The sequence below is a fragment of the Pseudotenacibaculum haliotis genome (assembly GCF_042684245.1).
Taxonomy (GTDB): Bacteria; Bacteroidota; Bacteroidia; order Flavobacteriales; family Flavobacteriaceae; genus Polaribacter; species Polaribacter haliotis_A.
In genome coordinates this window covers 1,106,839-1,131,315 of sequence record NZ_JBHULH010000001.1, presented here as the reverse complement: position 1 = coordinate 1,131,315, position 24,477 = coordinate 1,106,839, and the positions used below count along the sequence as shown (strand labels likewise).

Annotated in this window: 26 protein-coding genes and 2 tRNA genes; 13 read left to right on the top strand and 15 right to left on the bottom strand. The window is 35.2% G+C overall.

Going from position 1 to position 24,477, the window contains the following annotated elements; genetic code table 11:
• On the top strand, positions 1-557 hold a 557-nt coding region (locus tag ACFSRZ_RS05380), incomplete at its 5' end, for a PorP/SprF family type IX secretion system membrane protein (protein ID WP_379665495.1).
• 99 nt (positions 558-656) lie between these two features.
• On the top strand, positions 657-1,169 hold the full coding sequence (locus tag ACFSRZ_RS05375) for a nuclear transport factor 2 family protein (RefSeq protein WP_379665494.1): 513 nt from the start codon (positions 657-659) through the stop codon (positions 1,167-1,169).
• 8 nt (positions 1,170-1,177) lie between these two features.
• On the opposite strand, the gene ACFSRZ_RS05370 is transcribed toward ACFSRZ_RS05375, so the two are convergent.
• Positions 1,178-2,812, bottom strand: coding sequence for a hypothetical protein (locus tag ACFSRZ_RS05370; protein WP_379665493.1), 1,635 nt, complete (start codon positions 2,810-2,812; stop codon positions 1,178-1,180).
• A 72-nt stretch (positions 2,813-2,884) separates the two neighbouring features.
• Positions 2,885-4,039, bottom strand: coding sequence for an ATP-grasp domain-containing protein (locus ACFSRZ_RS05365; RefSeq protein WP_379665492.1), 1,155 nt, complete (start codon positions 4,037-4,039; stop codon positions 2,885-2,887).
• A gap of 61 nt (positions 4,040-4,100) precedes the next feature.
• Here ACFSRZ_RS05365 and ACFSRZ_RS05360 point away from each other — a divergent pair, with 61 nt between their 5' ends.
• Genes ACFSRZ_RS05360 through ACFSRZ_RS05350 form a run of 3 tightly spaced genes read left to right on the top strand, consistent with a single transcriptional unit; the run spans position 4,101 to position 6,797 of the window.
• A complete protein-coding gene (locus ACFSRZ_RS05360) occupies positions 4,101-4,937 on the top strand; it encodes a class I SAM-dependent methyltransferase (protein WP_379665491.1) in 837 nt (278 codons plus the stop codon).
• Positions 4,930-5,877 carry a haloalkane dehalogenase gene (locus ACFSRZ_RS05355; RefSeq protein WP_379665490.1) on the top strand — a complete coding sequence of 316 codons (948 nt, stop codon included), beginning with the start codon at positions 4,930-4,932 and terminating at the stop codon, positions 5,875-5,877. The genes ACFSRZ_RS05360 and ACFSRZ_RS05355 overlap by 8 nt, the downstream gene beginning before the upstream one ends.
• On the top strand, positions 5,874-6,797 hold the full coding sequence (locus ACFSRZ_RS05350; RefSeq protein WP_379665489.1) for a glycosyltransferase family 2 protein: 924 nt from the start codon (positions 5,874-5,876) through the stop codon (positions 6,795-6,797). Before ACFSRZ_RS05355 ends, ACFSRZ_RS05350 begins: the two co-directional genes overlap by 4 nt.
• Here the strand turns inward: ACFSRZ_RS05350 and ACFSRZ_RS05345 are convergent.
• Both ACFSRZ_RS05345 and ACFSRZ_RS05340 read right to left on the bottom strand, forming a co-directional pair.
• A complete protein-coding gene (locus ACFSRZ_RS05345; RefSeq protein ID WP_379665488.1) occupies positions 6,794-7,726 on the bottom strand; it encodes a cupin-like domain-containing protein in 933 nt (310 codons plus the stop codon). The genes ACFSRZ_RS05350 and ACFSRZ_RS05345 overlap by 4 nt on opposite strands.
• A gap of 149 nt (positions 7,727-7,875) precedes the next feature.
• Positions 7,876-8,961 (bottom strand): cupin-like domain-containing protein, encoded by a 1,086-nt coding sequence (locus tag ACFSRZ_RS05340; protein WP_379665487.1) that lies wholly within the window; start codon positions 8,959-8,961, stop codon positions 7,876-7,878.
• Between the two features lie 59 nt (positions 8,962-9,020).
• On the opposite strand from ACFSRZ_RS05340, the gene ACFSRZ_RS05335 reads away from it, so the two are divergent.
• Positions 9,021-9,812: a hypothetical protein gene (locus ACFSRZ_RS05335; protein ID WP_379665486.1), complete on the top strand. Its 792-nt coding sequence runs from the start codon at positions 9,021-9,023 to the stop codon at positions 9,810-9,812.
• Here the strand turns inward: ACFSRZ_RS05335 and ACFSRZ_RS05330 are convergent.
• Positions 9,751-10,872: an alanine racemase gene (locus ACFSRZ_RS05330; RefSeq protein WP_379665485.1), complete on the bottom strand. Its 1,122-nt coding sequence runs from the start codon at positions 10,870-10,872 to the stop codon at positions 9,751-9,753. The two genes, ACFSRZ_RS05335 and ACFSRZ_RS05330, sit on opposite strands and share 62 nt — an antisense overlap.
• A gap of 127 nt (positions 10,873-10,999) precedes the next feature.
• Positions 11,000-11,083, bottom strand: a tRNA-Leu gene (locus ACFSRZ_RS05325).
• 168 nt (positions 11,084-11,251) lie between these two features.
• Here ACFSRZ_RS05325 and ACFSRZ_RS05320 point away from each other — a divergent pair.
• The 3 genes from ACFSRZ_RS05320 (at position 11,252) to pth (ending at position 13,491) form a co-directional block, all read left to right on the top strand.
• Positions 11,252-12,193, top strand: a complete 942-nt coding sequence (locus tag ACFSRZ_RS05320) for a ribose-phosphate pyrophosphokinase (RefSeq protein ID WP_379665484.1) — start codon at positions 11,252-11,254, stop codon at positions 12,191-12,193.
• Positions 12,194-12,212: 19 nt separating this feature from the next.
• Positions 12,213-12,800 carry a 50S ribosomal protein L25/general stress protein Ctc gene (locus ACFSRZ_RS05315; RefSeq protein WP_379665483.1) on the top strand — a complete coding sequence of 196 codons (588 nt, stop codon included), beginning with the start codon at positions 12,213-12,215 and terminating at the stop codon, positions 12,798-12,800.
• A gap of 124 nt (positions 12,801-12,924) precedes the next feature.
• Positions 12,925-13,491 (top strand): aminoacyl-tRNA hydrolase, encoded by a 567-nt coding sequence (gene pth, locus ACFSRZ_RS05310; RefSeq protein ID WP_379665482.1) that lies wholly within the window; start codon positions 12,925-12,927, stop codon positions 13,489-13,491.
• A 76-nt stretch (positions 13,492-13,567) separates the two neighbouring features.
• On the opposite strand, the gene ACFSRZ_RS05305 is transcribed toward pth, so the two are convergent.
• Together ACFSRZ_RS05305 and ACFSRZ_RS05300 are read right to left on the bottom strand one after the other, a co-directional pair.
• Positions 13,568-14,017: a 6-pyruvoyl trahydropterin synthase family protein gene (locus ACFSRZ_RS05305; RefSeq protein ID WP_379665481.1), complete on the bottom strand. Its 450-nt coding sequence runs from the start codon at positions 14,015-14,017 to the stop codon at positions 13,568-13,570.
• A gap of 19 nt (positions 14,018-14,036) precedes the next feature.
• Positions 14,037-15,371 (bottom strand): MATE family efflux transporter, encoded by a 1,335-nt coding sequence (locus tag ACFSRZ_RS05300; protein ID WP_379665480.1) that lies wholly within the window; start codon positions 15,369-15,371, stop codon positions 14,037-14,039.
• A gap of 99 nt (positions 15,372-15,470) precedes the next feature.
• Here ACFSRZ_RS05300 and ACFSRZ_RS05295 point away from each other — a divergent pair, with 99 nt between their 5' ends.
• Together ACFSRZ_RS05295 and ACFSRZ_RS05290 are read left to right on the top strand one after the other, a co-directional pair.
• On the top strand, positions 15,471-16,265 hold the full coding sequence (locus tag ACFSRZ_RS05295) for a universal stress protein (RefSeq protein ID WP_379665479.1): 795 nt from the start codon (positions 15,471-15,473) through the stop codon (positions 16,263-16,265).
• Between the two features lie 175 nt (positions 16,266-16,440).
• Positions 16,441-16,514, top strand: a tRNA-Ala gene (locus tag ACFSRZ_RS05290).
• A gap of 69 nt (positions 16,515-16,583) precedes the next feature.
• Here the strand turns inward: ACFSRZ_RS05290 and ACFSRZ_RS05285 are convergent.
• The 5 genes from ACFSRZ_RS05285 to ACFSRZ_RS05265 form a co-directional block, all read right to left on the bottom strand.
• Positions 16,584-17,480 carry an oxidoreductase gene (locus ACFSRZ_RS05285; protein WP_379665478.1) on the bottom strand — a complete coding sequence of 299 codons (897 nt, stop codon included), beginning with the start codon at positions 17,478-17,480 and terminating at the stop codon, positions 16,584-16,586.
• A gap of 93 nt (positions 17,481-17,573) precedes the next feature.
• Positions 17,574-18,119 carry a Crp/Fnr family transcriptional regulator gene (locus tag ACFSRZ_RS05280; RefSeq protein WP_379665477.1) on the bottom strand — a complete coding sequence of 182 codons (546 nt, stop codon included), beginning with the start codon at positions 18,117-18,119 and terminating at the stop codon, positions 17,574-17,576.
• Positions 18,120-18,224: 105 nt separating this feature from the next.
• The gene (locus ACFSRZ_RS05275) at positions 18,225-18,890 is read right to left on the bottom strand and encodes a helix-turn-helix domain-containing protein (protein ID WP_379665476.1); all 666 of its coding nucleotides are present in this window, start codon (positions 18,888-18,890) and stop codon (positions 18,225-18,227) included.
• Positions 18,891-19,010: 120 nt separating this feature from the next.
• Positions 19,011-19,511, bottom strand: coding sequence for a GNAT family N-acetyltransferase (locus ACFSRZ_RS05270; protein ID WP_379665475.1), 501 nt, complete (start codon positions 19,509-19,511; stop codon positions 19,011-19,013).
• 56 nt (positions 19,512-19,567) lie between these two features.
• Entirely contained in the window at positions 19,568-19,759 is a 192-nt protein-coding gene (locus ACFSRZ_RS05265) for a hypothetical protein (RefSeq protein WP_379665474.1), read from the bottom strand.
• Positions 19,760-19,888: 129 nt separating this feature from the next.
• Between ACFSRZ_RS05265 and ACFSRZ_RS05260 the strand changes: the two genes are divergently transcribed.
• Entirely contained in the window at positions 19,889-20,104 is a 216-nt protein-coding gene (locus tag ACFSRZ_RS05260) for a helix-turn-helix domain-containing protein (RefSeq protein WP_379665473.1), read from the top strand.
• 4 nt (positions 20,105-20,108) lie between these two features.
• On the opposite strand, the gene ACFSRZ_RS05255 is transcribed toward ACFSRZ_RS05260, so the two are convergent.
• Positions 20,109-22,856, bottom strand: coding sequence for a PD-(D/E)XK nuclease family protein (locus ACFSRZ_RS05255; RefSeq protein WP_379665472.1), 2,748 nt, complete (start codon positions 22,854-22,856; stop codon positions 20,109-20,111).
• Positions 22,857-22,932: 76 nt separating this feature from the next.
• Here ACFSRZ_RS05255 and ACFSRZ_RS05250 point away from each other — a divergent pair, with 76 nt between their 5' ends.
• Positions 22,933-23,715: an amidohydrolase gene (locus ACFSRZ_RS05250; RefSeq protein ID WP_379665471.1), complete on the top strand. Its 783-nt coding sequence runs from the start codon at positions 22,933-22,935 to the stop codon at positions 23,713-23,715.
• On the opposite strand, the gene ACFSRZ_RS05245 is transcribed toward ACFSRZ_RS05250, so the two are convergent.
• On the bottom strand, positions 23,705-24,433 hold the full coding sequence (locus tag ACFSRZ_RS05245) for a lysophospholipid acyltransferase family protein (protein ID WP_379665470.1): 729 nt from the start codon (positions 24,431-24,433) through the stop codon (positions 23,705-23,707). The two genes, ACFSRZ_RS05250 and ACFSRZ_RS05245, sit on opposite strands and share 11 nt — an antisense overlap.
• Between the last annotated feature and the right edge of the window lie 44 nt (positions 24,434-24,477).

The following is a 24,477-nucleotide window of genomic DNA, read 5'->3' as shown; positions in this document are numbered from 1 at the left end:
TAGATGAAGAAACAAACCTATACTTTGGACTAAAAGCCGGAGGAGGATTTGTAAACATCGATCTAACCAAGGCAAGCAACCCTGGGAATGACCCATTGTTTACACAGAACCAAAGTTTCTTCAATCCACATATCGGAGCAGGGATCAATATTCAGAACGAGAAGTTCTACATCAGTATCTCTACACCAAACTTCTTAAAGGGAGACAGATATGAGAAGCAAGGAAACAGACCAAGTGCAGCTGTAGATCAAGCACACTTCTACTTAGGAGGAGGATACAACATTACCTTAAACAGTAGTTTGATCTTAACTCCAAGAGTAATGATGAGAACGGTAGAAGGAGCACCAACGAGTTACGATCTAGGATCATCTTTAGAGATCAACAAGAAGTTTATTGCAGGGGTGAACTACAGAGTAGATGAAACAGTATCAGCATACGGATTGTTCCAAGTATTAGACAGACTAAAACTAGGAGCAGCCTATGATGTAACAACAATGGATGCAAGCGATATTAACGACAATGGTTCGTTAGAATTAATTTTAAAATATCAATTTTAGTAGTTTTAATAAATTCAAAGAAAAGCCTCAGAGTACTCTGAGGCTTTTTTATGCATTGAATTTTGTAACTTAAAACTCAATTTTTTGAATTACAATAAAATGAAACAGCTAATAACTCTTCTAATAATGGTTTGTATAAGTTGTATAAGCCATTCACAACAAAAAGAAAAGCACGATTTCTCAAAAGAAATTGATACACAATTATGGGAACAATTTGTAAAAGCCTATAATTCTAGAAATGCAGCCCTATACAACGATATTCACACAGATGACATTGTAAGGATTACAAAAAGAGGAATTCGTCAAGGAGAGACCTTTAAAAAAGGAATTATCAAATCTTATGGAAGAGCCAATCAACCTAAAAGAAAGATTGAGTTCAAGCACGAACACCGAATCCATGAGAAAGACATCGCATACGAAGTAGGCTATTTTAAAGTAACGTATTTTAAAGAAGGAAAAGAAGAATCCTATTTTGGAAGGTTTAGTGTCTTACTTAAAAAAGAAGGAGGCAAATGGAAAATTGCTCAAGATTGGGATGTAGATCAAATCAACGGAGTGGCAATTACAGCAAAAGATTATAAGAAGCTCGATTCAAAGATCATAAAAGAATAAAATAAGCTTTAGTTTAAAGCCTTCAGGCGTTGTTTAACATCTTGATAGTTGGGGTTTTTCTTCAAGATGATATTGTATTGTTGTTTTGCTTCTTCTCGCTTTCCGGATAGCTCGTATGCCAGACCAAGATTATAGTAATGAGTTTCACTATCGGCTCCTAATTCTATCGCTTTCTTAAAGAGAATGATTGCATTTTCATATTGAGCTCCGGCAAAAAATGTAGTTCCTATGTTGTTATACAAACCAGGGTCTTTATCGTAGATCTTTGCTGCTTTTTCATAAGCCCTTAATGTTTTCTCAAAAAACAGTTTCTTATCCTTTACATTTGACGACTTGCCAATTTGCTCTTGGTATATATCTCCTAAAAGAGCTTGAAGTTTATAGGATTGAGTTCCGTATTTGGCATCATTTTCAATCAAACTTAATTTAGACTTCCAATGTGGAGTTCTTTTGATATTTAAAAAGCTATATCCAACAAGGATAATACTAGTAATAACTAGGGTTAACTGCTGTACTTTAACAAGCTCAGATAGTTTTTTCAATAGCACAATAATCAATATAGAAAAACCTAAGACAGAATTGAAAGTATATCGTTCAGCTAAAATCCCTGTTGCCGGAAAAGGGAAGTTTAAGAACGGTAATAGGAAAATTACAGTCAATAATATCCCGTAGGAAAACAACCTGTTTCTTTTTAAGAAATAGAAAAATAAAAACACTGCTGCAACAGCAAATAAAAGACCTAGATACACCTTGCTATCCGACCACGACAGTATAGGAACCTGATTGTATCCGTAATAAGACAATAAAGGATGAGGAATAAGGTGTAGACTTAAGTACTCATAAAAAGAATAAAAAGCCATAGGCAATCGATCCCAGAAAGGCTTATGCAATAAAGGACTCTCTACAAAAGAGATCTCTCTGTTTATTGAAATATTAAATGCGATAAAAGAAAGAAATCGAACAAAGGTCATAATGGCAAATGAAGCCAAAAAGAACAAAAGACTTTTCTTAGCAGAACTTAATTTGAATAGCCAAAGTGTTAGAGGTATGACCAAAACAAAGGGAGCTATTGTGGCTTTTGTTAAAGTTCCCAATACTAGAAAGACAATGGAAATAATAGCTGTTTTTCTTTTTTCAGTACGAGAGTATTTTATAGCATACAAGAGAGCATATAACCCAAATAAGGTCACTAAAAGCTCTTCTCTATTCTTTAAACTCAACACTACTTCGGAATGCAACGGATGCAAAGAAAAAAGAGCCAAGGCAAAGAAGATGTACGGATAGTAATCTTCAGATAATAATGTTCTCAAAATCTTTAGACCTAATAGAACAATCCAAATATAAATAAGCAGATTTATGAGATGGCCAAGTCCTGCGTTGAAGCCAAAAAAGCCTTTTTCTACAGCAAAAACAGCTTGAGTAAAAGGTCTGTATTCAAAAGATCTGCTATCTACATTTTCATCAACGTAAGGACTTATGAAAATTTCTTTTAATCCATCAAAACCCTTACTTACTTTTTGATTTGCTAAAGTTGTAACATACTCGTCATCCAGCGAATATTCGTTCCAAATAGAAGCTCCAAATGAAATGAATATAAGAACAATCAGGATGATTTTTTGATATGTAAGATTTGGAAACTTCAAGGAGTATTCTGTCTTGTGCTCTCCAAATATAAGGACTGTGAAAAGTTTTTTGTAAAAATCAAGGATAAATTTTTAGTGCTTTTCAAGTGTAAACCAAGAATAGCTTTTGATCTCTTCAAAAAGTTCGAGTAATTCTTCATTCGAATTGGCAGAGAAAATAAAATATCCCATATGATGTGCTCCTTGATCGAAGATTTCAATTGTGTCTCCAATACGTTTGTTCCAAAACAGTTCTACCTCATGCTTTTTAAATGGATGGTTGTTTTCTTCCTTACTTAAAAGCATTCCTTTTTCTTCGGAATGAATAATGTAAACACCCACATTTTTGCGAAAGCTTACAGTAAGCGGAGAAATCGTTTTTTGAAAGAACCATTTTGTGAGCAGTTCATATTCATGAACTCCATAGCCCAAATGAATCACCTCAGGGATACAGTTTCCACCCAGTCGAGGTGAAATATCAAGAAGATAGTATTGTTCTCCCTGTTGCATGATGTCCAAATTGTAAAATCCATCATTCAGTTTGAGCGCTTTTTTAAGCCTGTTTAAATAAACTAACAAAGATTCATTTTGCAATCCAGAAAGAATCAAATGCCCCATAGGAACGCCTTTGGTATTGGTTTCCTTGTGAGTAGGACATGCGTAGGCAATAGTATCATCAAGGATAAAAAGATCACAACCCAATTCGTTTCCTTCAATATACCCTTCAAAGATGTATTCTTTGAGTTTTTTGGGAGGCAAGAGATCTGCTTTTTCAGCAGAAGAGATCTTTAGTATTCCTTTGCTACCACTACCTGACTTTGGTTTGCCAATAATCAAATCTACTTCTTCAAGAAAATCCGCCAACTCTTCCATTTTCTCAACCCTACGCGTGATGGGAGCCAAAGAAGTTTGATTCAGTAAAGATTTATAGTTCCATTTATTAGCAAAGAAATCAACTTCCTCTTTTTGAAGGCCTCTTAACTTAAAATGCGATTGAACAGCCGATTGTGTAGGTAAGGCAAGATCGGAAGCAACACAAAAGATCTGTGCTGCATTTTCCTGTTCAAATATTTTTAAAACCTCAGAGATTTCAAGATAACTTACATCTAATACCTTATCGGCTTCCAAAGCCGATATCTCATGCGGTTTGTTGGTAACACAAATTGTATAAAAACCTTGATCCTTAAGATAAGAGATAAGCCCTTTTTGAAAAGAACCGGCTCCAAGAATTAGTGTTTTCTGTTTCAAGGTTTCAATAATAATGGTTAATATTGGCTAAAAATACTGTATTAAATTCAGAGTATAAATTTTGGAATTACAATATCCGGCAAGAAAAAAAATTCACAAAAATCAAGTACTAAAAAAAGGAATTGGTTTTTTAAAAGTGATCTATGTCCGAATTGTATATAACTTAAATGCTTTTCTTCAAAAAAGAAGTGCTCGATTCAAAACAACTTGTTTTAACTTCGGACTTGTACTTCCTGAAAACGAAACATTAGTTCTAAAAGCTGAAGATGAGAAAGATCGAATTTACTTTCAAATGTATCAATATGCTTGTCGTACATTATCGCTAAAAGAAAAAGCTATTTTAGAAATAGGATCCAGTGTTGGAGGAGGTTGTTATTTTATCAGTGAGTACTTACAGCCCAAATACTTGAAAGGGATCGACCTTATAGAATCGCAGATCAACCTTGCTAAGAAAAGACATCAACAACACCCTATTGTTTTCGAACAAGGCAATGCTTGCAACTTAAAAGAGCCGGAAAACTTCTACGATGTTGTGGTAAATATAGAGTCTTCTCACGGATATCCGGATTTTTCAGCTTTTTTGAAAGGAGTATACAAAACCCTAAAAAAAGAAGGAACAATGGCCATTGCCGATATCCGTTATGCATACGATGTTCCTAAAATGGAAGAAGATTTTATCAGTCACGGTTTTTCTATTCAACATCAAGAAGATATTACAAAATGGGTTCTTAAAGCGCTTGACGAGTCGGATAAGACCAAGCGAGAAATACTAAAAGACACGCCTCTTTTCTACACTTTCTTTAAGAGCTTTGCAGGATTGAAAGGTTCTAGAAATTATCGATATCTCGCAGAAGGAAAGCTGAGATACATGCTTTATATCTTACAAAAAAATGGATAAGAGCTCTGACTTGTTCAAATACACAACAAGCTATGGGCTTGAAGTTTTAAGAACACCCGACTCTTGTTTTAAGGATGTAGATTATCCCTTCAAAGAACATTTTGCTCAAGTACAAGAGATGAGAATGCATTATGTTGATGAGAACCCAAATGCAAAAAAGGTCATTGTCTTACTTCACGGAGAACCTACTTGGGGATACTTGTACAGAAAAATGATTCCGATATTGGCAAAAGCAGGATACAGGGTCATTGTTCCCGATCTGATAGGGTTTGGAAAATCAGACAAACCTCTCGATAAAAAAAGCTATTCCTATTCGCAAAATGAAGAGTGGTTACAAGAGTTTTTGTTTGATGAATTGAATTTAAACGAGATCAATTTAGTTGTGCACGACTGGGGAGGACTAATAGCATTGAGATTGGTAGCCAGATTCCCGGAAAAATTTGCATCTGTAGTTGCAACCAATACAGCTTTTCCTAGGATAGAAGGATTTAATCCGATTTTCTATATATGGCGAATCATTGCGTTCATCATATCGATAGTTCCTTATAGCAAACTCATTCCATTAGGAATCAATAGTGCTGTAAAGAAAGATGAAATGTTGGCTTATGATGCTCCTTATCCCAATGCCAAATATAAGATTGCTCCCAAGATCTTTCCTAAACTAGTACCCATTTACCCATGGCAAAAAGAAGTGAAAAAGAACAAATCTTTGTGGAAAGAATTATGCAATTTTTCAAAGCCGTTTTTAACTGTTTTTTCGGGAAAAGATCCGTTTACCAAAAAAGTAGAATTGGACTTTATCAAAGAGGTAAAAGGAGCTCAGGGAATTGCACACAAAAAAGTGCCGAAAGCCAATCACTTTATACAAGAAGAAGAGCCGGAGTTATTAAGTGAGTACATTGTAGAGTTCTTAGAAAACCACGTATATTTAGACAGGTGAAAGACAATCCAACATATTCGGTAATTGTACCTGTATATAACAGTGAAGAAACACTTTTAGAACTGGTTGAAAGAATAGAATCTACACTTTTAGAAATAGGAGAGTCTTTTGAGGTTTTACTGATCGACGATTTTAGTGAAGATAATTCATGGCAAGTATTAAAGAAACTTCAACAAGAAAAAAGCTATATCCGTTTGATTCGTTTCACCAGAAATTTCGGACAAGCAGCAGCTTCTTTATGCGGTATCAGAAAGGCGAAAGCAGAAACAATGATCTTGATTGATGACGATCTACAATTTCCGCCGGAAGAAATTAAAAAACTCATTACCCATTTCAATCCGGAAGAGAAATACATCCTTTTTGGTGTTCCTAAAAAGAAGCAAACCTCCTTACTTAAAAAAATCTCTTCCCAAACAATTGAACGTTTTCTAAATGCGATTGTACTGAGAGGAAAAACAAAAGTTCGCTTTTCTTCATTTAGGATTCTAACCAAAAAACGATTCGATACTGAAAACTACAATGAGCAAACCATGCAAAGTGCTCAGGTATTCTTTACCATGGTATCTCCTCATTTGATGGACTGGGTCGAAGTGGAACATGAAAAAAGGAAGAAAGGAAATTCTAATTACAACCTACTAAAGAAATTAAAAATAGCGTTTGAGCTATTGCTTGTTACTACCGAACTTCCTACTTATATCTTTTTATCGAGTGTATTAATTGCTGTTCCAATTCTCATACTCATTGCGGTGAGCATTGCCATAGGCTATTCTTTGGCAATTTCAAATGTATTGATCTTAGCCATGCTTAGCTTAAGCATTGTGTTGTTAAGCTTAGGATTTACAGCTCTTTTTATTTACTTAAGAACAATCTATTTAAGGCATTTGGGAGCAGATGCTTATGCGATCTGGGAAGAACGCTAGTCGTTTTTCTTTTCAAACCTCTTTTTCATTTTTGCAAACCTGTGAATGAACTGATCATTTGCATTTTTTTGAACCATTCTAATCGACTTAAAGTAATTAGGGCGATACGCCATTAGATCTAGCAGATAATAAACAGGAGAAGCTTTAAATGAATGGAAAAAGTTGACCCATCGAAAACCAACACCAATACTTTTGGTATTGTTTTTAACCGTGTGCCACATGTATGGTGGATTGTAAAATACATCACCCGGTTGCAATGTCAGGTGATAGCAATCGAGATATTTAAAATAAGGATATCCCTCATAATCGGGATCAAAAGGATTAAAAGCAACGCCCTTAGATCTTGCAGCAGCATTCCTGTAAATACCATTTAAAGTAGGTAACGGATCTATAAAAGGAATGAGGTGATTAGGGTACAAATACCATTCTTTTTCACCATAAGCTTGTACAAAGAGGTTAGAGATATGAGCGTTGTGAATCCCGGTAGTAGAATTCTTACCTCCGATAAATACCTGAAAAGATTCGAAATAGGCTTTTTTATGACGATGCTTTCTTAGCCATGAGAGATCAAAGTCTTTTAAATGCTTCGGATAACGAAACAGGAGATTGTAAAATCTAAAATACAACTTGTTGTTTCCTTTGTCTATTTCATCAATAAGCTCAGCAAGAGAAATGTATTCAACACCCTTATCAAACTCAACACTATCAATTAGAGGCACTTCATCTGTTCCGTATTTTTCTTTGAAATATTCCGGGCTCCATTCTTGTACACACTTCCAGTCTTTGGCCAATCCGTCAAAAATAACAGGGATACCTTTTTTGACATAGTGATTTTTAAACTCCTCTAAACTTAGATCTGTTCTTCTTTCTACCTCAAAAACTTTAGACTCCCCCGTTTTTTTTAGAGACTTTACCAGAGAAAGAAACATCCTGTACCGTATTTTCCCAAAGAGCTTTATGGTGACAGACCTGGAGATAAAATGATCCAAAATTTGGAAAAAGTTGTATCCGGCTCTTTGCCAAAAGCTAAAGGGTGTCTTGGGGAATTGAGGAGTTGTATTCATACTAAGACCCTTGATTACTTCTTTTTTGATTCTTTTCGCTTCATTCTCTCTTGTTGCTTTTTCAGCATTTTTTCAGCGTAAAGGAATTCTGCATTGCTATCGTCTTTATACCATTTATATGCTTTAAAATATGAAGGTCTGTAGGCACATAAGTCTAGAAAATAATACAAAGGAGAAGAGGTAAACGCGCTAAAGGCACTTACCCATCGATAGCCTAAACCAATACTTTCTGTGTTGTTTCTAACCGAATGCCATACGTAGGGAGGATTGTAAAATACATCTCCCGGTTGCAATACAACTTTATAACCATCTATATATTTATACAAAGGATAATCTTCATAATCAGGTTGAAAAGGGTTAAAAGGTTGTCCAAACTTTCCTCTTTTGGGAGTTACTCTGTAGGTACCTCCGGTTGTACTTGGAGGATCTATAAGCGGCGCAAAATAGTTAGGATATAAAACCCATTCTTTTTCTCCGTGCATTTGTACAAATAAGTTATCGGCATGGGAGTTGTGTAACCCTGTGTTGGAATTTTTTCCTCCGATAAATATTTGTGTAAACGTAACGTAAGAACTTTTATGCTTTAATTTTTGAAGCCATTTTTTATTAAAATCATCATACCTCTCAGGATGTCGGGAAAGAAGATTGTAAAACCTCAAATAAGAACTGTTTCCTTTTAAAACTTCTTCTATGATCTGTTTTAATTTGACGTATTTTACCCCTTGTTCTAGATATATGGCATCAATTAGAGGCACTTCATCTTCGCCATACAACTCTTTAAAAAAATCTGGAGTCCATTTTTGGCAGCTTTCCCAATCCTTTGCAGCTCCTTTAAGAACCACAGGAATTTTCTTTTTGAGATACTGTTTTTTGAATTCTTCTACAGAAAGATTTTCTCTAACATCTACCTCTTTAATAGTTCCTTTACCCTTTTTCTTTAGAGTTTTAGAGATACTTAAGAACAGCTTGTATCGGAGTTTTCCAAATAGCTTAACAGTGAGTTTTCGGGATAAAAAATGATCTAAAAACTGAAAAAAACCATACCCGAATCGCTGTGAAATTGTAAATGGATTCTTAAACTCTCTATGGGTAGAAATCATCGTGGCTTATTTCGAATAAAAATAAAAATTTGATTTATATCTTGCTTAAAATTTTTAACATGTTTTACTCTAGTAAAGAAGAAAGTCAAATTTTAGGATTTCATGTCGCAAGAGGTGATGATAGTTGTTTGGAAAATCCTACTAGTTTGGTTGAAACATTAGAGAAAGAAAAAGTAGACATCCTAAAATTAAATTGTAAGAATCCGCCTGCTGATTTGTATCTAAAATTGGATGCGTTGCAACTGGATTACTACGTTTTGGGAATTGTACAAGAATACAAATCTGTTTTTGCCAAAAATCCGGATACCAAAGAATACCTGCATCCGTCAGTGCGTTTTGAAGAATATACACTTGACAAGAAAGAACTCTTAGATGCCTTGGTCAAAGATATTTTTAAACACAATACTGCTTCTTATTTTAAAAACCCACTATTGGTAAATGCATCGGATACCCAAAAGCAATTGCGCTGTTTGTCTAAATATATTGGTAGCTATTGCAAAGAGTTGGATGCATCTAAATACACACACATTATGTATGCAGATGATACCCCAATGGGATTTATATCCAGTTATAAAGAGGGTCAAGGAGGAGGTGTGGTCTATGCCGGAATCTTGGATAGCTATGTTGGAAGAGGATATTATTTAGATTTAGTTCGGTTCATTCAAAACTACGGGAAGTCTATCGGACAAAAATGGGGATTGGCCTATGCACAGATCCATCATAATGCCATTCAAAAAACATTCGTAAGAGAAGGTTTAAAGCCTCAAGGTTATGTGTTGAACATACACATTAATTCGTGTTTTGGAGATCTAAAACACGTAAAGGAATCACTTCAGGCTGATCAAAAATAAAATTCTCTCGAAAAGAGAGCGTGTAAGAACCCACATTTTTAAATCGAAGTCTACTTCCGGGCTGCAAATGCCCTTTATAAACTCCCAAAGTATCTGTTTCCATACAAGACATTCCTGCCAAAAGATATTCTTTTTCTACACCTTTTTCTGTTGATGGATTTTCTATATCAAATGAAATGTCTTTAGAGTGGCCGGTAGGTTTTAGGAAAAGTGTGCTGGTGTTGAGCAAAGCAATGTGCTGCCCACCATTGTATTTGATGTCAATTACTTCAGCAATAAAATCAAAACTATCAGCAGCCAAAGCAATTCCGGGTTCTATGAGAACTTTAAGATGAGGAATATTGTTCTTAGCGAATGTTGTTTTGATCACTTTTGCATACTCTTCCCACGTAGGAATTGTATACTCGAACTGTGCAGCCAATTCAAGACTCATATTTCCTGCAAATCCACCACCAAAATTTAAAGTATCAATAGTAAAGTCTTGAAAGAAGTTGGCATATAGTTGAACAAACTCCTCAACCCTTGATCTAAATTTAGAAATAGAACGGTCTGCTGTAGAATAATGAATACTCAACCCTTTGAGCTCAATATTCTTATGCTCTTTAAAAAAAGAATGGAGTTGAGCAATGTTCTCATTGCTTGCTTCTATGCCAAATCTACTCTTGTGCTGTTGTAAGCAAATACGTACTCCAACGGTTACTTTTTGATCAGCTGTGCAAAACTCTTTCAACTGTTCAAGCTGAAGGAAACTATCGGCAAACATAAAGATACCCTCTTTGTCTAGACAGTCTAGCAAATCATTAGTAAGGTGGGATGTATTTACCCACATTGCATGTGATGGAACATGTAGTTCTTTCAACCTTTTTATTTCATCCAATGAAGCACAATCAAAATGCACACCTTTATCGTAGGCGCTTTTGATAAGCAATTCGTTGTAATTTGCTTTGATAGAATATCCAAGCGTAAAATCGAAATGCTGTGAATTGAAGGCATTTTTGATGTCTTCTATATTTTGATTGAAAACATCTTCTTTAAAAAGATAATACCCAGAGTTTGGCATGCCTAAGGTTGTTTAGTTGATGATCTACAGATTCCAAAGATATTTATAAACCTATAGTTATGATTGTTTTCTCAAGAAAATAATTATGAAAACAAAAAAAGTCGAAACATTTGTTTCGACTTTTTAGTACCAGAGGTGGGACTCGAACCCACACGAGGTTGCCCTCATTGGATTTTGAATCCAACGTGTCTACCAATTCCACCACTCTGGCTGTTTGCCTAGTGTGTCTACCTCCCGAAACATCGGGACCACACTCTGGCTTTTGAATTGGGACTGCAAATCTAAAAAATATTTTATGATTGTGGCATTTAATCTGTAAATACTCATCAAATAATTTTATTTTTGCTGCGAACAACACAAACTAATAATATACAACTAAATGTCACTAAGTACCTTAAAGCCCAAGCTTTTTGCATGTCAGCAAAGCATGGAACTAGCAGAAAAAATTGCCAAAGAATACGGAGCAGAATTAGGAAAGGTAAAAACAACACATTTTAGCGACGGCGAATTTCAGCCAGCTTTTGAAGAATCTGTAAGAGGTCGTAGAGTTTTCATTATAGGATCTACGTTCCCTAGTGCAGACAATTTAATGGAAATGTTATTAATGTTAGATGCTGCAAAAAGAGCATCTGCAAGACACATTACTGCGGTGATGCCTTATTTTGGATGGGCACGCCAAGACAGAAAAGATCAGCCTAGAGTTGCTATCGGTGCTAAACTGGTTGCTAATTTATTGCAAGCAGCAGGAGCCACAAGAATCATGACAATGGATCTGCATGCAGATCAAATTCAAGGATTTTTCGAAAAACCGGTAGATCATCTGTATGCTTCTACCATTTTTATGCCTTACATCAATGAGTTGAATTTGGATAATTTGACGATTGCATCTCCAGATATGGGAGGGTCAAAAAGAGCCTATGCCTATTCTAAATATTTGATGTCTGATGTAGTTATCTGTTACAAGCAAAGAAAAAAGGCAAATGTAATCGGTCATATGGAGCTGATTGGTGATGTAAAAGGAAAGAATGTGATCTTAGTAGATGACATGATTGACACCGGAGGAACATTGACCAGAGCAGCAGATTTAATGATGGAAAGAGGAGCCATAAGTGTACGCGCAATTTGTACACATCCAATACTTTCCGGGAACGCTTATGAGAAGATTGAAAACTCTAGTTTGACAGAGTTAATTGTCTCAGATACAATTCCTTTGAAAAAGGAGATATCTAAAATAAAAGTTGTATCTTGCGCGCCCTTATTCGCCGATGTGATGGACAAGGTTCAAAGCAATACATCCATCAGCGATCAATTTTTAATGTAAATAATAATTAAAAGAAGTAATGAAATCAATTACAATCAATGGATCTCAAAGAGAAAGCGTAGGTAAAGTAGCTACTAAAGCCTTACGTAATGCTGGAAAGGTTCCTTGCGTGTTATACGGAGGAGACAAGCCTGTTCACTTTTCAGCAGATGAAAAAGCGTTCAAAAACTTAGTGTACACTCCAAATGTATACACTGCAAAGATTGAACTTGACGGACAAACTTATGATGCTGTTTTACAAGACATCCAGTTTCACCCAGTAAGTGATAAGATCTTACACATCGATTTCTACCAATTATTCGAAGACAAAGAAATCACAATGAACATTCCTGTTCGTTTGGTAGGAAATGCGAAAGGGGTAATGGTCGGAGGAGCTTTACGTCACAACTTACGTAAGCTTAGAGTAAAAGCTTTACCAGCGAACTTACCTGACTTTATCGAAGCTGATATTACTGAGTTACAAATTGGTAACAAATTATATGTTACTGAGTTGAGAAATGATAACTATACGTTATTACACCCAGACAACACTGTGGTTGCTCAAGTAAGAATGTCTCGTAACGCAATGGCAAACGCAGCAGCAGCAGAAGAAGCTGAAGCAGAGTAAGTCCAATAGCACAAAACATTTAAAAAGCGTTACGATGAGTAACGCTTTTTTATTTTGCTATTTTTGCTGAATGAATATCCTAAAATTCTTCTCTAAAAAACCCAAGGAAAGCAAAGAGGAACTCATGAAAAAATTTTTGATCGTCGGATTAGGAAACATTGGTGAAAAGTATACCAACACACGACATAATATCGGTTTTCAAATTGTTGATGCTTTGGCCAAAGAGCACGAAGCTAAATTTGAGACTGATAAATTAGGCGATGTGACTCGCTTTCGCTTCAAAGGAAGAACCTTTGTCCTATTAAAGCCAAGTACATTTATGAATTTAAGTGGAAAAGCAGTAAAGTACTGGATGGACAAAGAGAAGGTAGCACTTGAAAATGTATTGATCATTACCGATGATGTTAATATCGATTTTGGAGCCATTCGTTTCAAAGCAAAAGGTAGTGCAGGAGGACATAATGGAATGAAGGATATTGAGGCTAAATTGAGCACACAAAAATATGCTAGATTTCGCTTTGGTGTAGGAGGAAACTACCCTAAAGGACGTCAGGTTGACTTTGTTTTAGGAGAATGGAACAAAGATGAAGAAAGTCAATTAATAGAACGTATTCCTACTTCTGTAAAAGCGGTACTCTCTTTTGGTACAGATGGCCTTGCCAATACTATGAATAATTTTAACGGAAAGTAGTTTCTTCAATGTTCAGTGAACAATGATCAATGATCAATGATAATTGTATTACTAATAACTGATAATTGTATCTCTGCTAATTGTCACTAGCGTACCACTCAGCAAATGAAGTTTCAGTCTCTTGAAGCTTAATAGAATGCAATTGAATATTTTCTGGAAGCCTTGCTTTGATCTTACTAGCAAAATCAATAACCATCATTTCACTAGTAGGTTGATAATCTACTAACAACACATGATGTCCGCGATCTTTTAATTCCTTTGCCAACTCTACATGAGGAGTATTCTGATTGAAAACTGTAGCATGGTCAAACACATCAACAATTTCTTCGTTGACGATCTTTTTTAGATCACCAAAATCAATAACCATCCCATATTTTACATGAGAAGAATCATTAATAGGGCTTCCAATAACGGTCACAGAAAGCTTGTAACTATGTCCATGTACATTTCTGCACTTACCATCATATCCATATAAGGCATGGCCTGTTTCGAAATTAAACTGTTTGGTGATTCTTATGGCACTCATGAAAAAAGTTTTGTCAAAATTAACTCTTTTCCACAAGGGGCAAAAACTTTCGTCGGAATTTGATGACCAAAGGCAAACCTCTGGCTGTAATCCATAAAACAAAGGTGTACCAAACACCGTGTAGTTTTAGGTCAAATTTGTCAAAGAGTATCAACGATGGGATAAAAACAATAAATGTAGCAAAGAGAAGCAGGTTTCTTAAAAAACCGGTCAATCCCATTCCTTTAAACATACCATCAAAAATAAAAGTGATAGAACACAAAGGCTGCATGATCAATATGATCCAGAAAACCTCGTAAAAGCGATCTAATACGGCTTGATCTTGAATAAATACTTCTCCAATGTAATTGTAGAACAAGAAACCAAAAGCAGCCAAACCAACACCCGTTAAAAATCCATAATTGATCAAACGATTTCCTAACTTCACAAGAGTATCATACTCTTTGGCACCCAATAAGCGACCCGATAAGATATTTCCGGCACTGGAATATCCATCAATAAAGAAGGCTCCAAAGAACCAAAGTTGAATTCCAATTCCGTAAGGAGCCAAAGCATCAGTACCATAACTTGTAGCTCTGTACACAGCAAAGATTAAAGCTGCATTTAGGGCAACAGTTCTTAAGAACAGATCAAACACCATTTTAATCAATCTCGGAATTTCTTTGTTAAATGGAAGTACAACTTTCAATCGGATAGAAGTCTTTTTTATCAAGAGAACAGCAGCCGTAATAGCCATGGTTATTTGAGCAATTACACTAGCATAAGCAGCACCTTCTATATTCATAGCTGGAATCCACCCTTCTATACCATATACCAAGATCCAATCCAGCACAATATTTAATAAGGCTCCCATAATGGCAATTACCATAGGGTAAAAGGTATTTTGAAGCCCTCTAAATGTTCCAAAAACAGCAAAGACAAATAAGGTAAAAGGCAATCCAAAAATCCGTATCTCATAGTAGTCTATAGAATAGGTTAAGATCAAATGCTCAGCACCGTAAATCTTAAAGATAAATTCTGCAAAAGGATAAGTAATTGCAATAATAAGCATGCTTATGATCACAACAATAAGTGTGGCTTGCGCGGGCAAGGTTTTTACTTCATCTAATTTGTGAGCTCCTAAATACTGAGAAATGATGGATGAAATGGCACTTCTAAACTGAGCAAAAACCCAAATAAGCATAGAAAGGAAAGAACCTACAATAGCAACAGCTCCTAAACTTTCTTTGGCTTGAAAATCTATATTTCCAATAATGGCAGTATCAGTAATCGAGATTAAAGGTTCAGCAATTCCGGCGATCAAAGCAGGGATCGCTAAGGTGTTTATCCTCTTAAAACTGATGTCTGTTTTCAACGGAAATAATTGAAACACAAAGGTAAGGATACCCGTTGTTTTTCGAACGAAATTACATCCAAAAAAAATGTACCTTTGTGTGAAACCAAACTTACGATCATGAAACATATCTTAGTCCCAATAGGCTCCACAGACAATGCGTCTAACACATTGCAATATGCTATAAACTTTGCTGCAGAGTTTAATGCTCAGGTAACTGTTTTTAGAGCTTATCAGGTGTTTTCTAAAGCGGGGACTATGATGAATGTTGATGAGTTTATGGCCAAAGAAACGCAGTTGTATTTGCGTTCTATTGTAAACTCAATTGATCAGAAAGATGTAAACATCAAAGTTGCTACTGCAAGAGGTTCTGTAATTGAAAGTATTAATGCCATTAACGATGAGATAGGTATTGATTTAGTTGTGGTAGGACCAAGAAGTAACTCCATTAAAGAAGAGGTCTTCTTAGGAAATACTTCTGGAAGTATTGTAAAGCAAACAGAAATTCCTGTGTTGGTTGTTCCGGAAGGATATCAATTCAAACCTTATACTACAGCATTAACAGCATTTAAATCGGGTGTTCTTCGCAAAGAAGGAATGTTGACAGCTTTGCAAGCAATCAAAAGTAAATTTGATACCAAAGTGAACCTTTTATTGGTAAAAACTCCTGATTATAAAGAAGAAGATTTGGTGTTGGACGATGCTTTACAAGCAATGCAAAACAACTTAACTACTACAGAGAATGTAACTACATTCCAAGGAGTTTTAGAACATTTCCAATCAAACAATCCGGATTTGTTATGCGTATTTAGACGTAAAAGAGGGTTTTTTAAGAAACTGTGGCAAACCAATACGGTTTTGAAATCGGAATTCCATTGTTCTATTCCGTTATTAGTTTTAAGCGGAAGACAGTAATCTGAACTTGCCAAAAGTACCTGAGAATTGTAAAAAATTCTTTGTTCCTATATTTTTTAGCAATACATTTGGAAACCTTTAGTAAATGGGGCATTAGCCCCGCCTGAACGAATTCATTCGGGCAGGTCAGCTGGCTGGTTTGCAAAAGTTCTTTATAGCTATGGGAAAATAATTTGGGGCATTAGCTCAGCTGGCTAGAGCGCTACGCTGGCAGCGTAGAGGTCATCGGTTCGACTCCGATATGCTCCACAAGTTTAATGAGACAATGATCTAATGTAACAATTAGATTGTTGTCTTTTTTTATGCTTGTCAATCACTTTAGAACACATAATCTATACCTGTTTTTTCTACACTAAAATCCCAAAGTTTTTTAGCCAGCTCTTTATCAAAAACAACATCTTTCATTTTTGAAGGTTTGGGGTAGCCTCTTATAAACCATCTTGGGCCAAAATAGGTTGTTCCTTCAATGTTTTTAGCTGTAGCTCCCATCAATGCAGGTAAGGCACCAACTTCAACTGATTGAGCCATGGTTTTATAGAATAATCCTTCAGCTCTGTTCTTTTGCCCTTTAGTTGCCGAAAGTCCCGGATGCGATCCTACTGAAATTGCCGAGTATCTGTGTTTTTTAAATTGCCTGTCCAATTCAACCATAAACAATAGGTTGGCTAATTTGCTTGCTCCGTAACATTTTGTTCTGTCATAAGCTCGCTTTTCCCAATTCATATCGTTAAAATCTAACGTGGCAAAAAGATAGCCGCCACTAGACATTGTAACTACTCTTGCATCATGTGCTTTTTTAATCTGCGGAAGAAGTAACCCGGTTAAGGCAAAATGCCCCAAATGATTGGTGGCTAAATGCATTTCAATTCCGTCATTGGTTACGAGACGTTCTTTTAAGCTAACAACGCCTGCATTATTAACAAGAATGTCCAGTTGATTGTTTTTTCGACCAAACTCATTTGCAAATTGCCTAATTGAATTGATGTCTGTCAGGTCTAAACGAATGACTTCAAAATCGATTTTTCTACCGAGCTTTTTTTCTATTCTTTTAATAGCTTCTAACCCTTTTTCTTGCGCTCTACAAGCGATTACTATTTTAGCATTTTTGCGAGCTAGTTCTAAACTAATTTGATATCCTAAACCTGCATTACCACCTGTTACTATTGCCGTTTTGTTGCTAAGATCAGGTATGCTGTCTGCATTCCACTTCTTCATATTTCCTTGATAAAACTATTTTTAATTACTGAAAATTCCGAACTACATAATTAAAAATAATAGGCTTCTTAAAGCTGAAATTAATTTCAGAAATCAAAGACTGTGCTTTAGCTTGCTCAACCATTGTGGAGTGATCCCTAAAAAATTGGCAATGTACTTTGAAGGGACTTGCTGAATGATTTGTGGTAAGTTGGCATGAAGGTAATGAAGCATTTCTTCACTACTCAAACTAATTAGCATTGCTCTCAATTCATTTTTCTCCAAAAGAGTCATTATTCCATAGTTTTGGAAGATTTCGCCAAACTCAGGATTGTTTCTTAAGCTTGTTGCGGCTTCTTTTGAAATTTCAATCAATTCAGAGTTGGTAAAGGTTGCAAGACGATATTTAGAAGGCTTTCCATAAGCAAAAGATTCGGCAATAGTGGCTACAGGGTGATAACCGGGAATGAAAAAATTGATGGCTCTTTCTTCTCCTGTTTTTGGGTGAATGTGATAGAGTACAGCACCACCTTTTTTTACAAAAAACATTTTGTTGGCTATCTCATTAAGATCAATCAATGTTTTATGACTTTGAAGTTTAATAGCTGTTCCTATTTTTTCAAATTCTTCAAATAATATGTCAAGTTTTTTATTAGTCATTCTCTAAATAATAAGAACTGTAAAAACCACAGTGTTTTCATAGCAATTTTATATTCTACTCACAATTATAAAATTATAAATGTTTGTTCTATTCTTTTCGGTTTTTTAGAAATTGAATGAACGATTCTGCTTTTTTATACTTGAATCTATAGCTATGCCTATAATAATTAACAAAACAGCAGCAGAAATTACACCAATTTTAATAGGTGTATCAATATTGGTTTGCACGGCAAACCCAGTTGCAAACGCAATTCCAAATCCGGCAGTTAGTGCTGTGTAATAATTAGCAGGAACAAATCGTAATTTATTTTTTAGATACTTTTTAAAGAGGTTTAATTTTCTTTTAAAGATCTCGTTGTTAAATGAAGGTATTTTTTCGAGTTCTAAGTATTCTAGATAACGCTCAATTCCCTCTATTTGTTCCGGATCTAAATTCTTCTCTCTAAGCTTGGTTAAAATGCCAATAAACCTTTCGAAGGTTTTGATCTCCGATTTTTCACTTGTTTTGCTAAGCTGTTTTTTTAGATAAACAATTGTTGCTTTTATATCTGCAGTTTCAGAAATGCTTCCTTGTTCAGATAACTCGCTTAACTCTACATCTAAAGCACTTGCAATTCTTTTAATAGTTTCGCCTGTAGGAGTAGATTCATTGTTTTCAATTCTTTGAATTGTTCGTAGGCTTACACGAGATTCTTCTGCTAAATACTCTTGAGACATGCCTCTTAAAGAGCGTAATTCTTTTAATTTTTTTGCTAAATTTTTTGTTTCCATGTTGAATGTAATTTTTGTTTCAGCAAATGTATTTCGGGCTTCATATTTCTGATGACGTCAAGTTTACGTCATCTTTACGTAATCGTATATAGCCTGTTTAAAAGCGTAACTTTTGTTCTTTTATAAAGCTTTCTCATATAGGTTGTTCACAGATAAAGGCATTGCTTTTTCTCCTACTTTTTTAAAACCTAGTTTTTCGTAATACCTGCAAAGACCTGTATTTTTTGCAACAGCATCTAGCCTCAGATATTTAGTATCTTCTTTTTGAGCATTTCTTGCAATGGCTTCAATAACTTTAGATCCCAATCCTTTTCCGTTATAGGCTTCTTTAATTACCAAAGAATGAATGTATTTAGCCTTTTCGTTTTGCTTGCCCCAATACAGCATGTCTTCATTCATGATTCTAACCATGCCTAAATTTTCATTGTTAGAAGTTTCAATAAAAAAGAACTCCTTGTTCTGAATGCCTTCTTCTACCCATTGTATTTTTTCTTGGGGCGGATTTTTCCAATACTGCCAATGATCTACATTCATTTGATGGATCTTTTCTGCAGTTTCTTTAAATAAGTGTAAGACAACCTCTTTATCTTTAGGTTCTATTTGTTTGAATTGAATGGTCATTAATAAAAATTAGAGAACTAAAATACAGAGCTTCCTTGTATAAACTTAGAGAAGACTTACTTTTTTCTTCTAAGCTTTGGGTACATTTTACACTTTACCTCAGTCATTTCGTCTTTTAGCTTTTTATTGACTTCCTGCAACAACTCATTTTGATGTTTCATAATACGCAACAGATCGTGTATTGCATTTAAGTTTTCGTATTGTGAGTAAACTATTTTTTCTAAATCAGCTTTGGTATATCTTTTCATTTTTTATATCAATCTTTAGATTTTCTAAACAAATCTATTCATAATCTATTAAAATTCAAAATAAAAATATAGAAATTCTATATTAATCTTTTCAATAGCTAAATTTATCTCAACAAATTCGAAAGGTTTATGACTTCTTTAGGGCTATACTTAACTAAAAAATCTGTGAATAGGGCAATGGTTTCCAGAAGAACTGGAATAAGTCAGGCTCGACTTTCTCAATTGAGTTCAAACGATTCAACTAAACTTCGAGCAGATGAACTGTATTTGATTGCTCTTGCTATTGATGTAGACCCTTGTGAGATGTTGAAAGAGGTGTATAAAGATGTAAAGCTAAAAGGCTAAGTTTTTAAAAAGGCAACTCCTCCGGTTCTTTAAAAGAAATAAGAGGATTGTAGATTTCTGCAATCACTTCACCTATACGATCTATAGCTTCTTGCAATCGCTCTTCCGAAATTTTATAATCCGGAGATCGGTAGTTTCCAGAGAAATTCACTCGTAAGAATCCGTTTTTCAGATTTTTAAAAGAATAAATTCCTGCTTCCAATCTATCGGCATCAATGCTTTTGTCTTGTGTGTATAAGAGAGAATACAAAAGAATCTGTATGGCTTTGCTGTATTTAAAGTCTTTCAACAGCTCCAGATCTGCAACTCTCAAATCATTAGCAGCCACCATTCCTGTTTTGTAATCAATTACGCGGGTTACTCCGTTTAACTCATCAATTCTATCTACAATTCCTTTGATCTTTACAGGAAAATCTACACCGGGAATCTGTAATGTAGTTTCCAGTTTTTGTTCTGTAGCTATAATCTTTAATTGATGTCCGGCTTTGAGAACTTCTTTTTCTGAGCTCAAAAATCGTTCTATATATCTATTGGCAACTTCAAAGATCAATCGGTTTTTTCCTTGGTTCATTTCGCCACTTCTAAAGTGCTTTCGAAAATATTTTTCAACCAGTCCTTTGGCAATTTTTTGCATAGACTGAAGGTCTTCGAGCTTTAAAAACTGATGAATATAAGGTTTGTAGAGTTCTTCTAAAGTATCATGAACTACGGTTCCTAAAGTGTTGGCAGCTACAGTTTCTTCTACTTCTTCAAGTTCGCGTATGCCCAAAATCTTATCCTTGTAAAAAGCAATAGGGTTGTACAAATAATTGGCAATGGCAGAAGGAGAGATTCCTTTTTTAGCCAGTTCTTCCAATTTTTTTAGAACAGAAGGGTGTTTATGAATCTCTTGTAATTCTCTTTTTTGTGTAACTACTTTTTGGTTTAGGAAGGAAGTTGTAATATCTGGATTGATCAATTCCAATTGAGAAATAAATCGGCTTTTTTCACCACTTCCGTAGGAATCACTTTCTGTATTGTACAAGAGATATACATTCTTTGCTCTTTGCAACAAACGGAAGAAGTGATAGGAGAAGATGGCATCTTTTTCCTTATAAGTAGGCAGTCCAAATTGCAGCTTTACATCAAAAGGAATAAAGGTATTTTGAGTGCTGTTGGAAGGAATGATACTTTCGTTTACAGAAGTAATGATCACATTCTCAAAATCGAGCACACGAGTTTCTAACATTCCCATCAATTGCAGTCCTCTTAAAGGCTCTCCTTGGAAAGAAAGCTTCTCTGAGGCAACAATCCTTCTGTAAAAGATAAAAAGCGTTTTAATACTTTGAAAATACCCATGTGTGTTGTTTAAATTCTTTAGCTGGGTAAAGGCAGTATAGAATCTATATAAATATTCTTTTTCCAGTACGGTTACATCGTCTCTTACAGCCTCAATAAAGTACAAGATTCTATTGATGAATTCTTCTACGGTATCTATAGGCGCAAAGATTGTTGAAAGGAGTTCAGAAACTTCGTTATCTAGATCAGCAAAGTAAGATTGAATTAGTTCTCCACTTAAGAACGAACGGTTTTCGCCGGAAATGGTATTTTGAATGTGAAAAATAAGTTCCGGATCGTGTTTTTGAATGATTTGATAAACGATTGGGTTCTTAAAAAAACGAATAACGTCTTTGTAATAAAACTCGTTGGTATCTGATTTCTGAAGTTTTTCTTGATTGATGAACAATTGAAAAACAGAAACCACAAATTGCGATGTAGGCACATTTTGAAGAGGGTATCCCATGGTAATGTTGATGGAACTTACCTTTTTTGGAATGGAATTGAGTGCAACAGAAAGCAAAGATTCGTCTCCCAATACCAGCGCAGTGTTTTCAAAACTCTCAAAGCTTTCTAAGATCTCTCCGGCATACTTTAACTGAGCAATGTTTTTAGTGGCTCCAATAACCTCGATTTTTTTCGGGCTAGAAAAGTGAGAAGAGACTAGTTTTAGATCTCTGTTTTGATAGTATTTCCACTGTGTTTTATATCCTCTTATAAATGATCCGGCAGCATGATTGCTTTCAAAAAAGGAGCGATCTATGTCCCAGTAAATATCTGCTCTTTGGGTAGCTAAGAATTGTTGAAATAAAAATTCTTCGGCTTTGTTTAAAGCATTAAACCCAATAAAAAAGAACTTTTTATCGGTTTGTTGCTCTATAAAAGAAGCTACTTTATGAGTTGCCTCTCTATATAATAAGCCTTGGTATCCTGTTTTTTTCTCAAGTAAGAAATCATAGAATTTTTGGTAATATTTTCCCAAAGATTCCATGAACTTAAAATGATCTTTGATCAGCTCTGTTTCTTTAAACTCACCTTTTACAGACCATTTCCTCAAACGTTGGATGTCTCTTAAATAAGTAAAAATATCATGAGAATTAACCAAGTACTGGTCTACTTCATTAAAATCCTGTAAGGCAACAAAAGCCCAAGATGAAAAGACATCAAAAGTATCGGGATCTTCTTCTATTTGGCAGTAGATCTTATAAAAATCAAATAGGAGTTGAATGGTATCTCCGCTTTTGATCTGAGCGATCTTTTCTACAAACTTTTCAATAGTAAAAATTTCCGGCAGAAACCCATGAGCTACTTTCTTTCGCAACTCACTTTTAACAAATACTCCGGCTCTTTGCGATGGTAAGACCAACACACAGTCTTTTAACGACGCATGGGCTAAAAGGATATCATCAAGAGTTTCAGAGATAAACGTTTGCATAGAAGAGGTCTACTTTCTTACAACAATGTACAAAATTGTTGTCCTAATTTTATAATATTGTTTAAAAATTAATTCCATGCAAGAAACACTTACTGTAGTTGCAATTCAGGCAAATTTAGTTTGGGAAAATAGTCAGAAAAACCTTGAGTCTTTTGAAAAGACAATAGATGAACTTTCTTCAGAAGTTGATTTAGTTGTTTTGCCAGAAATGTTTTCTACCGGATTTACCATGCAGCCTAAAATGATGGCTGAGCCAATGAATGGAACTACGGTTGATTGGATGAAGAGAATGGCAACAAGCAAGAACACAGCCATTGTGGGTAGTGTTGTGATTGAAGAAAACAATAACTACCATAACAGAGCCATTTTTGTGCATCCTGATGGGAGTATTGAAACGTATGATAAAAGGCATTCTTTTAGCCTAGCCGGAGAGGATGAAGAGTATACTTCTGGAACAGAAAAGCTAATTATTGATTATAAGGGTTGGAAGTTGTTTCCTTTGATCTGTTACGATCTAAGATTTCCGGTATGGTCTAGATTCAATGATGACTACGAAGTACTACTTTACATGGCAAATTGGCCTAAGCCAAGAATTGTAGCATGGGACTCGTTGTTAAAAGCCAGAGCTATAGAAAACATGAGCTATTGTATTGGAGTAAATAGAGTAGGAGAAGATAAGAACGGGTATGAATATATTGGCCATACAACCGCATACGATTATTTAGGTAAAGAAATAGCTACCACTCAAGAAGGAGAAGAAGGTTACTTGCAAATCACCTTGCACAAATCAGGACTGAATGAAACGAGAAAGAAATTAAATTTCTTAAACGATAGAGATCAGTTTACCATTAAGGGTTGATGTGTTTTTTAATAGCCGCTTCGGTATCCTTTAGTACTTGATCTATATCTGCACCTTTAAGCGGAATAGGTTCGTGTGTTTCTAAAGTAATTCTGTTGAACATTCCTAAAGGAAACTTTCCATAACGATATACCTTCCATGAGTTATTGATAGATATAGGAACGATATAAGCTTCCGGGTTGTACTTGATGATCATTTTTAGGCCATTTACAGAAAACTTTTTAGGAACACCGTTTCTACTTCTGGTACCTTCAGGAAAAATGGCAGCAGACCATTGATTATCGTGAATTCTCTTTCCGTAATTTTCTAACTCCCTAAGAGCTTGAGCCGGGTCTTTCCTATCTATCAATGCTGCTCCTCCGTGCTTTAAATTAAAAGAAACGCTGGGAATGCCTTTTCCCAATTCAATCTTAGAAACAAACTTTGGATGATGCTTTCTTAGATACCATATCATAGGCGGAATATCAAACAAACTTTGATGATTCGCAGCAAAAATAATGGAGGCATTCTTAGGAATAGGAGCATGTTTGGTAAAGTGTACTGTGTTTCCAAGAATCAACAATGCTTTAACCAAACACCAATTCATAAAGTCTACTACATTCTTATGCGAGTTGTATCCAAATTTTAACCCGATCCATTGTAATGGATGGAAGATCAATAAAATTAAAAGAAAAACAATCCCAAAGATCGTAGAAAAGAGGTAGCTAATAATTTTCATGATAGATATAAAAAAACCTGAGAAAATCTCAGGAATTTATAGTG

What these genes read in the sequence shown, in the direction of transcription:
- ACFSRZ_RS05375 (WP_379665494.1), top strand. Translation starts at nt 657, where the DNA reads ATGAAACAGCTAATAACTCTTCTAATAATGGTTTGTATAAGTTGTATA.
- ACFSRZ_RS05355 (WP_379665490.1), top strand. Translation starts at nt 4,930, where the DNA reads ATGGATAAGAGCTCTGACTTGTTCAAATACACAACAAGCTATGGGCTT.
- ACFSRZ_RS05345 (WP_379665488.1), bottom strand. Translation starts at nt 7,726, where the DNA reads ATGTTTCTTTCTCTGGTAAAGTCTCTAAAAAAAACGGGGGAGTCTAAA.
- ACFSRZ_RS05340 (WP_379665487.1), bottom strand. Translation starts at nt 8,961, where the DNA reads ATGATTTCTACCCATAGAGAGTTTAAGAATCCATTTACAATTTCACAG.
- ACFSRZ_RS05335 (WP_379665486.1), top strand. Translation starts at nt 9,021, where the DNA reads ATGTTTTACTCTAGTAAAGAAGAAAGTCAAATTTTAGGATTTCATGTC.
- ACFSRZ_RS05330 (WP_379665485.1), bottom strand. Translation starts at nt 10,872, where the DNA reads ATGCCAAACTCTGGGTATTATCTTTTTAAAGAAGATGTTTTCAATCAA.
- ACFSRZ_RS05320 (WP_379665484.1), top strand. Translation starts at nt 11,252, where the DNA reads ATGTCACTAAGTACCTTAAAGCCCAAGCTTTTTGCATGTCAGCAAAGC.
- ACFSRZ_RS05315 (WP_379665483.1), top strand. Translation starts at nt 12,213, where the DNA reads ATGAAATCAATTACAATCAATGGATCTCAAAGAGAAAGCGTAGGTAAA.
- pth (WP_379665482.1), top strand. Translation starts at nt 12,925, where the DNA reads ATGAAAAAATTTTTGATCGTCGGATTAGGAAACATTGGTGAAAAGTAT.
- ACFSRZ_RS05305 (WP_379665481.1), bottom strand. Translation starts at nt 14,017, where the DNA reads ATGAGTGCCATAAGAATCACCAAACAGTTTAATTTCGAAACAGGCCAT.
- ACFSRZ_RS05295 (WP_379665479.1), top strand. Translation starts at nt 15,471, where the DNA reads ATGAAACATATCTTAGTCCCAATAGGCTCCACAGACAATGCGTCTAAC.
- ACFSRZ_RS05285 (WP_379665478.1), bottom strand. Translation starts at nt 17,480, where the DNA reads ATGAAGAAGTGGAATGCAGACAGCATACCTGATCTTAGCAACAAAACG.
- ACFSRZ_RS05280 (WP_379665477.1), bottom strand. Translation starts at nt 18,119, where the DNA reads ATGACTAATAAAAAACTTGACATATTATTTGAAGAATTTGAAAAAATA.
- ACFSRZ_RS05275 (WP_379665476.1), bottom strand. Translation starts at nt 18,890, where the DNA reads ATGGAAACAAAAAATTTAGCAAAAAAATTAAAAGAATTACGCTCTTTA.
- ACFSRZ_RS05270 (WP_379665475.1), bottom strand. Translation starts at nt 19,511, where the DNA reads ATGACCATTCAATTCAAACAAATAGAACCTAAAGATAAAGAGGTTGTC.
- ACFSRZ_RS05265 (WP_379665474.1), bottom strand. Translation starts at nt 19,759, where the DNA reads ATGAAAAGATATACCAAAGCTGATTTAGAAAAAATAGTTTACTCACAA.
- ACFSRZ_RS05260 (WP_379665473.1), top strand. Translation starts at nt 19,889, where the DNA reads ATGACTTCTTTAGGGCTATACTTAACTAAAAAATCTGTGAATAGGGCA.
- ACFSRZ_RS05255 (WP_379665472.1), bottom strand. Translation starts at nt 22,856, where the DNA reads ATGCAAACGTTTATCTCTGAAACTCTTGATGATATCCTTTTAGCCCAT.
- ACFSRZ_RS05250 (WP_379665471.1), top strand. Translation starts at nt 22,933, where the DNA reads ATGCAAGAAACACTTACTGTAGTTGCAATTCAGGCAAATTTAGTTTGG.
- ACFSRZ_RS05245 (WP_379665470.1), bottom strand. Translation starts at nt 24,433, where the DNA reads ATGAAAATTATTAGCTACCTCTTTTCTACGATCTTTGGGATTGTTTTT.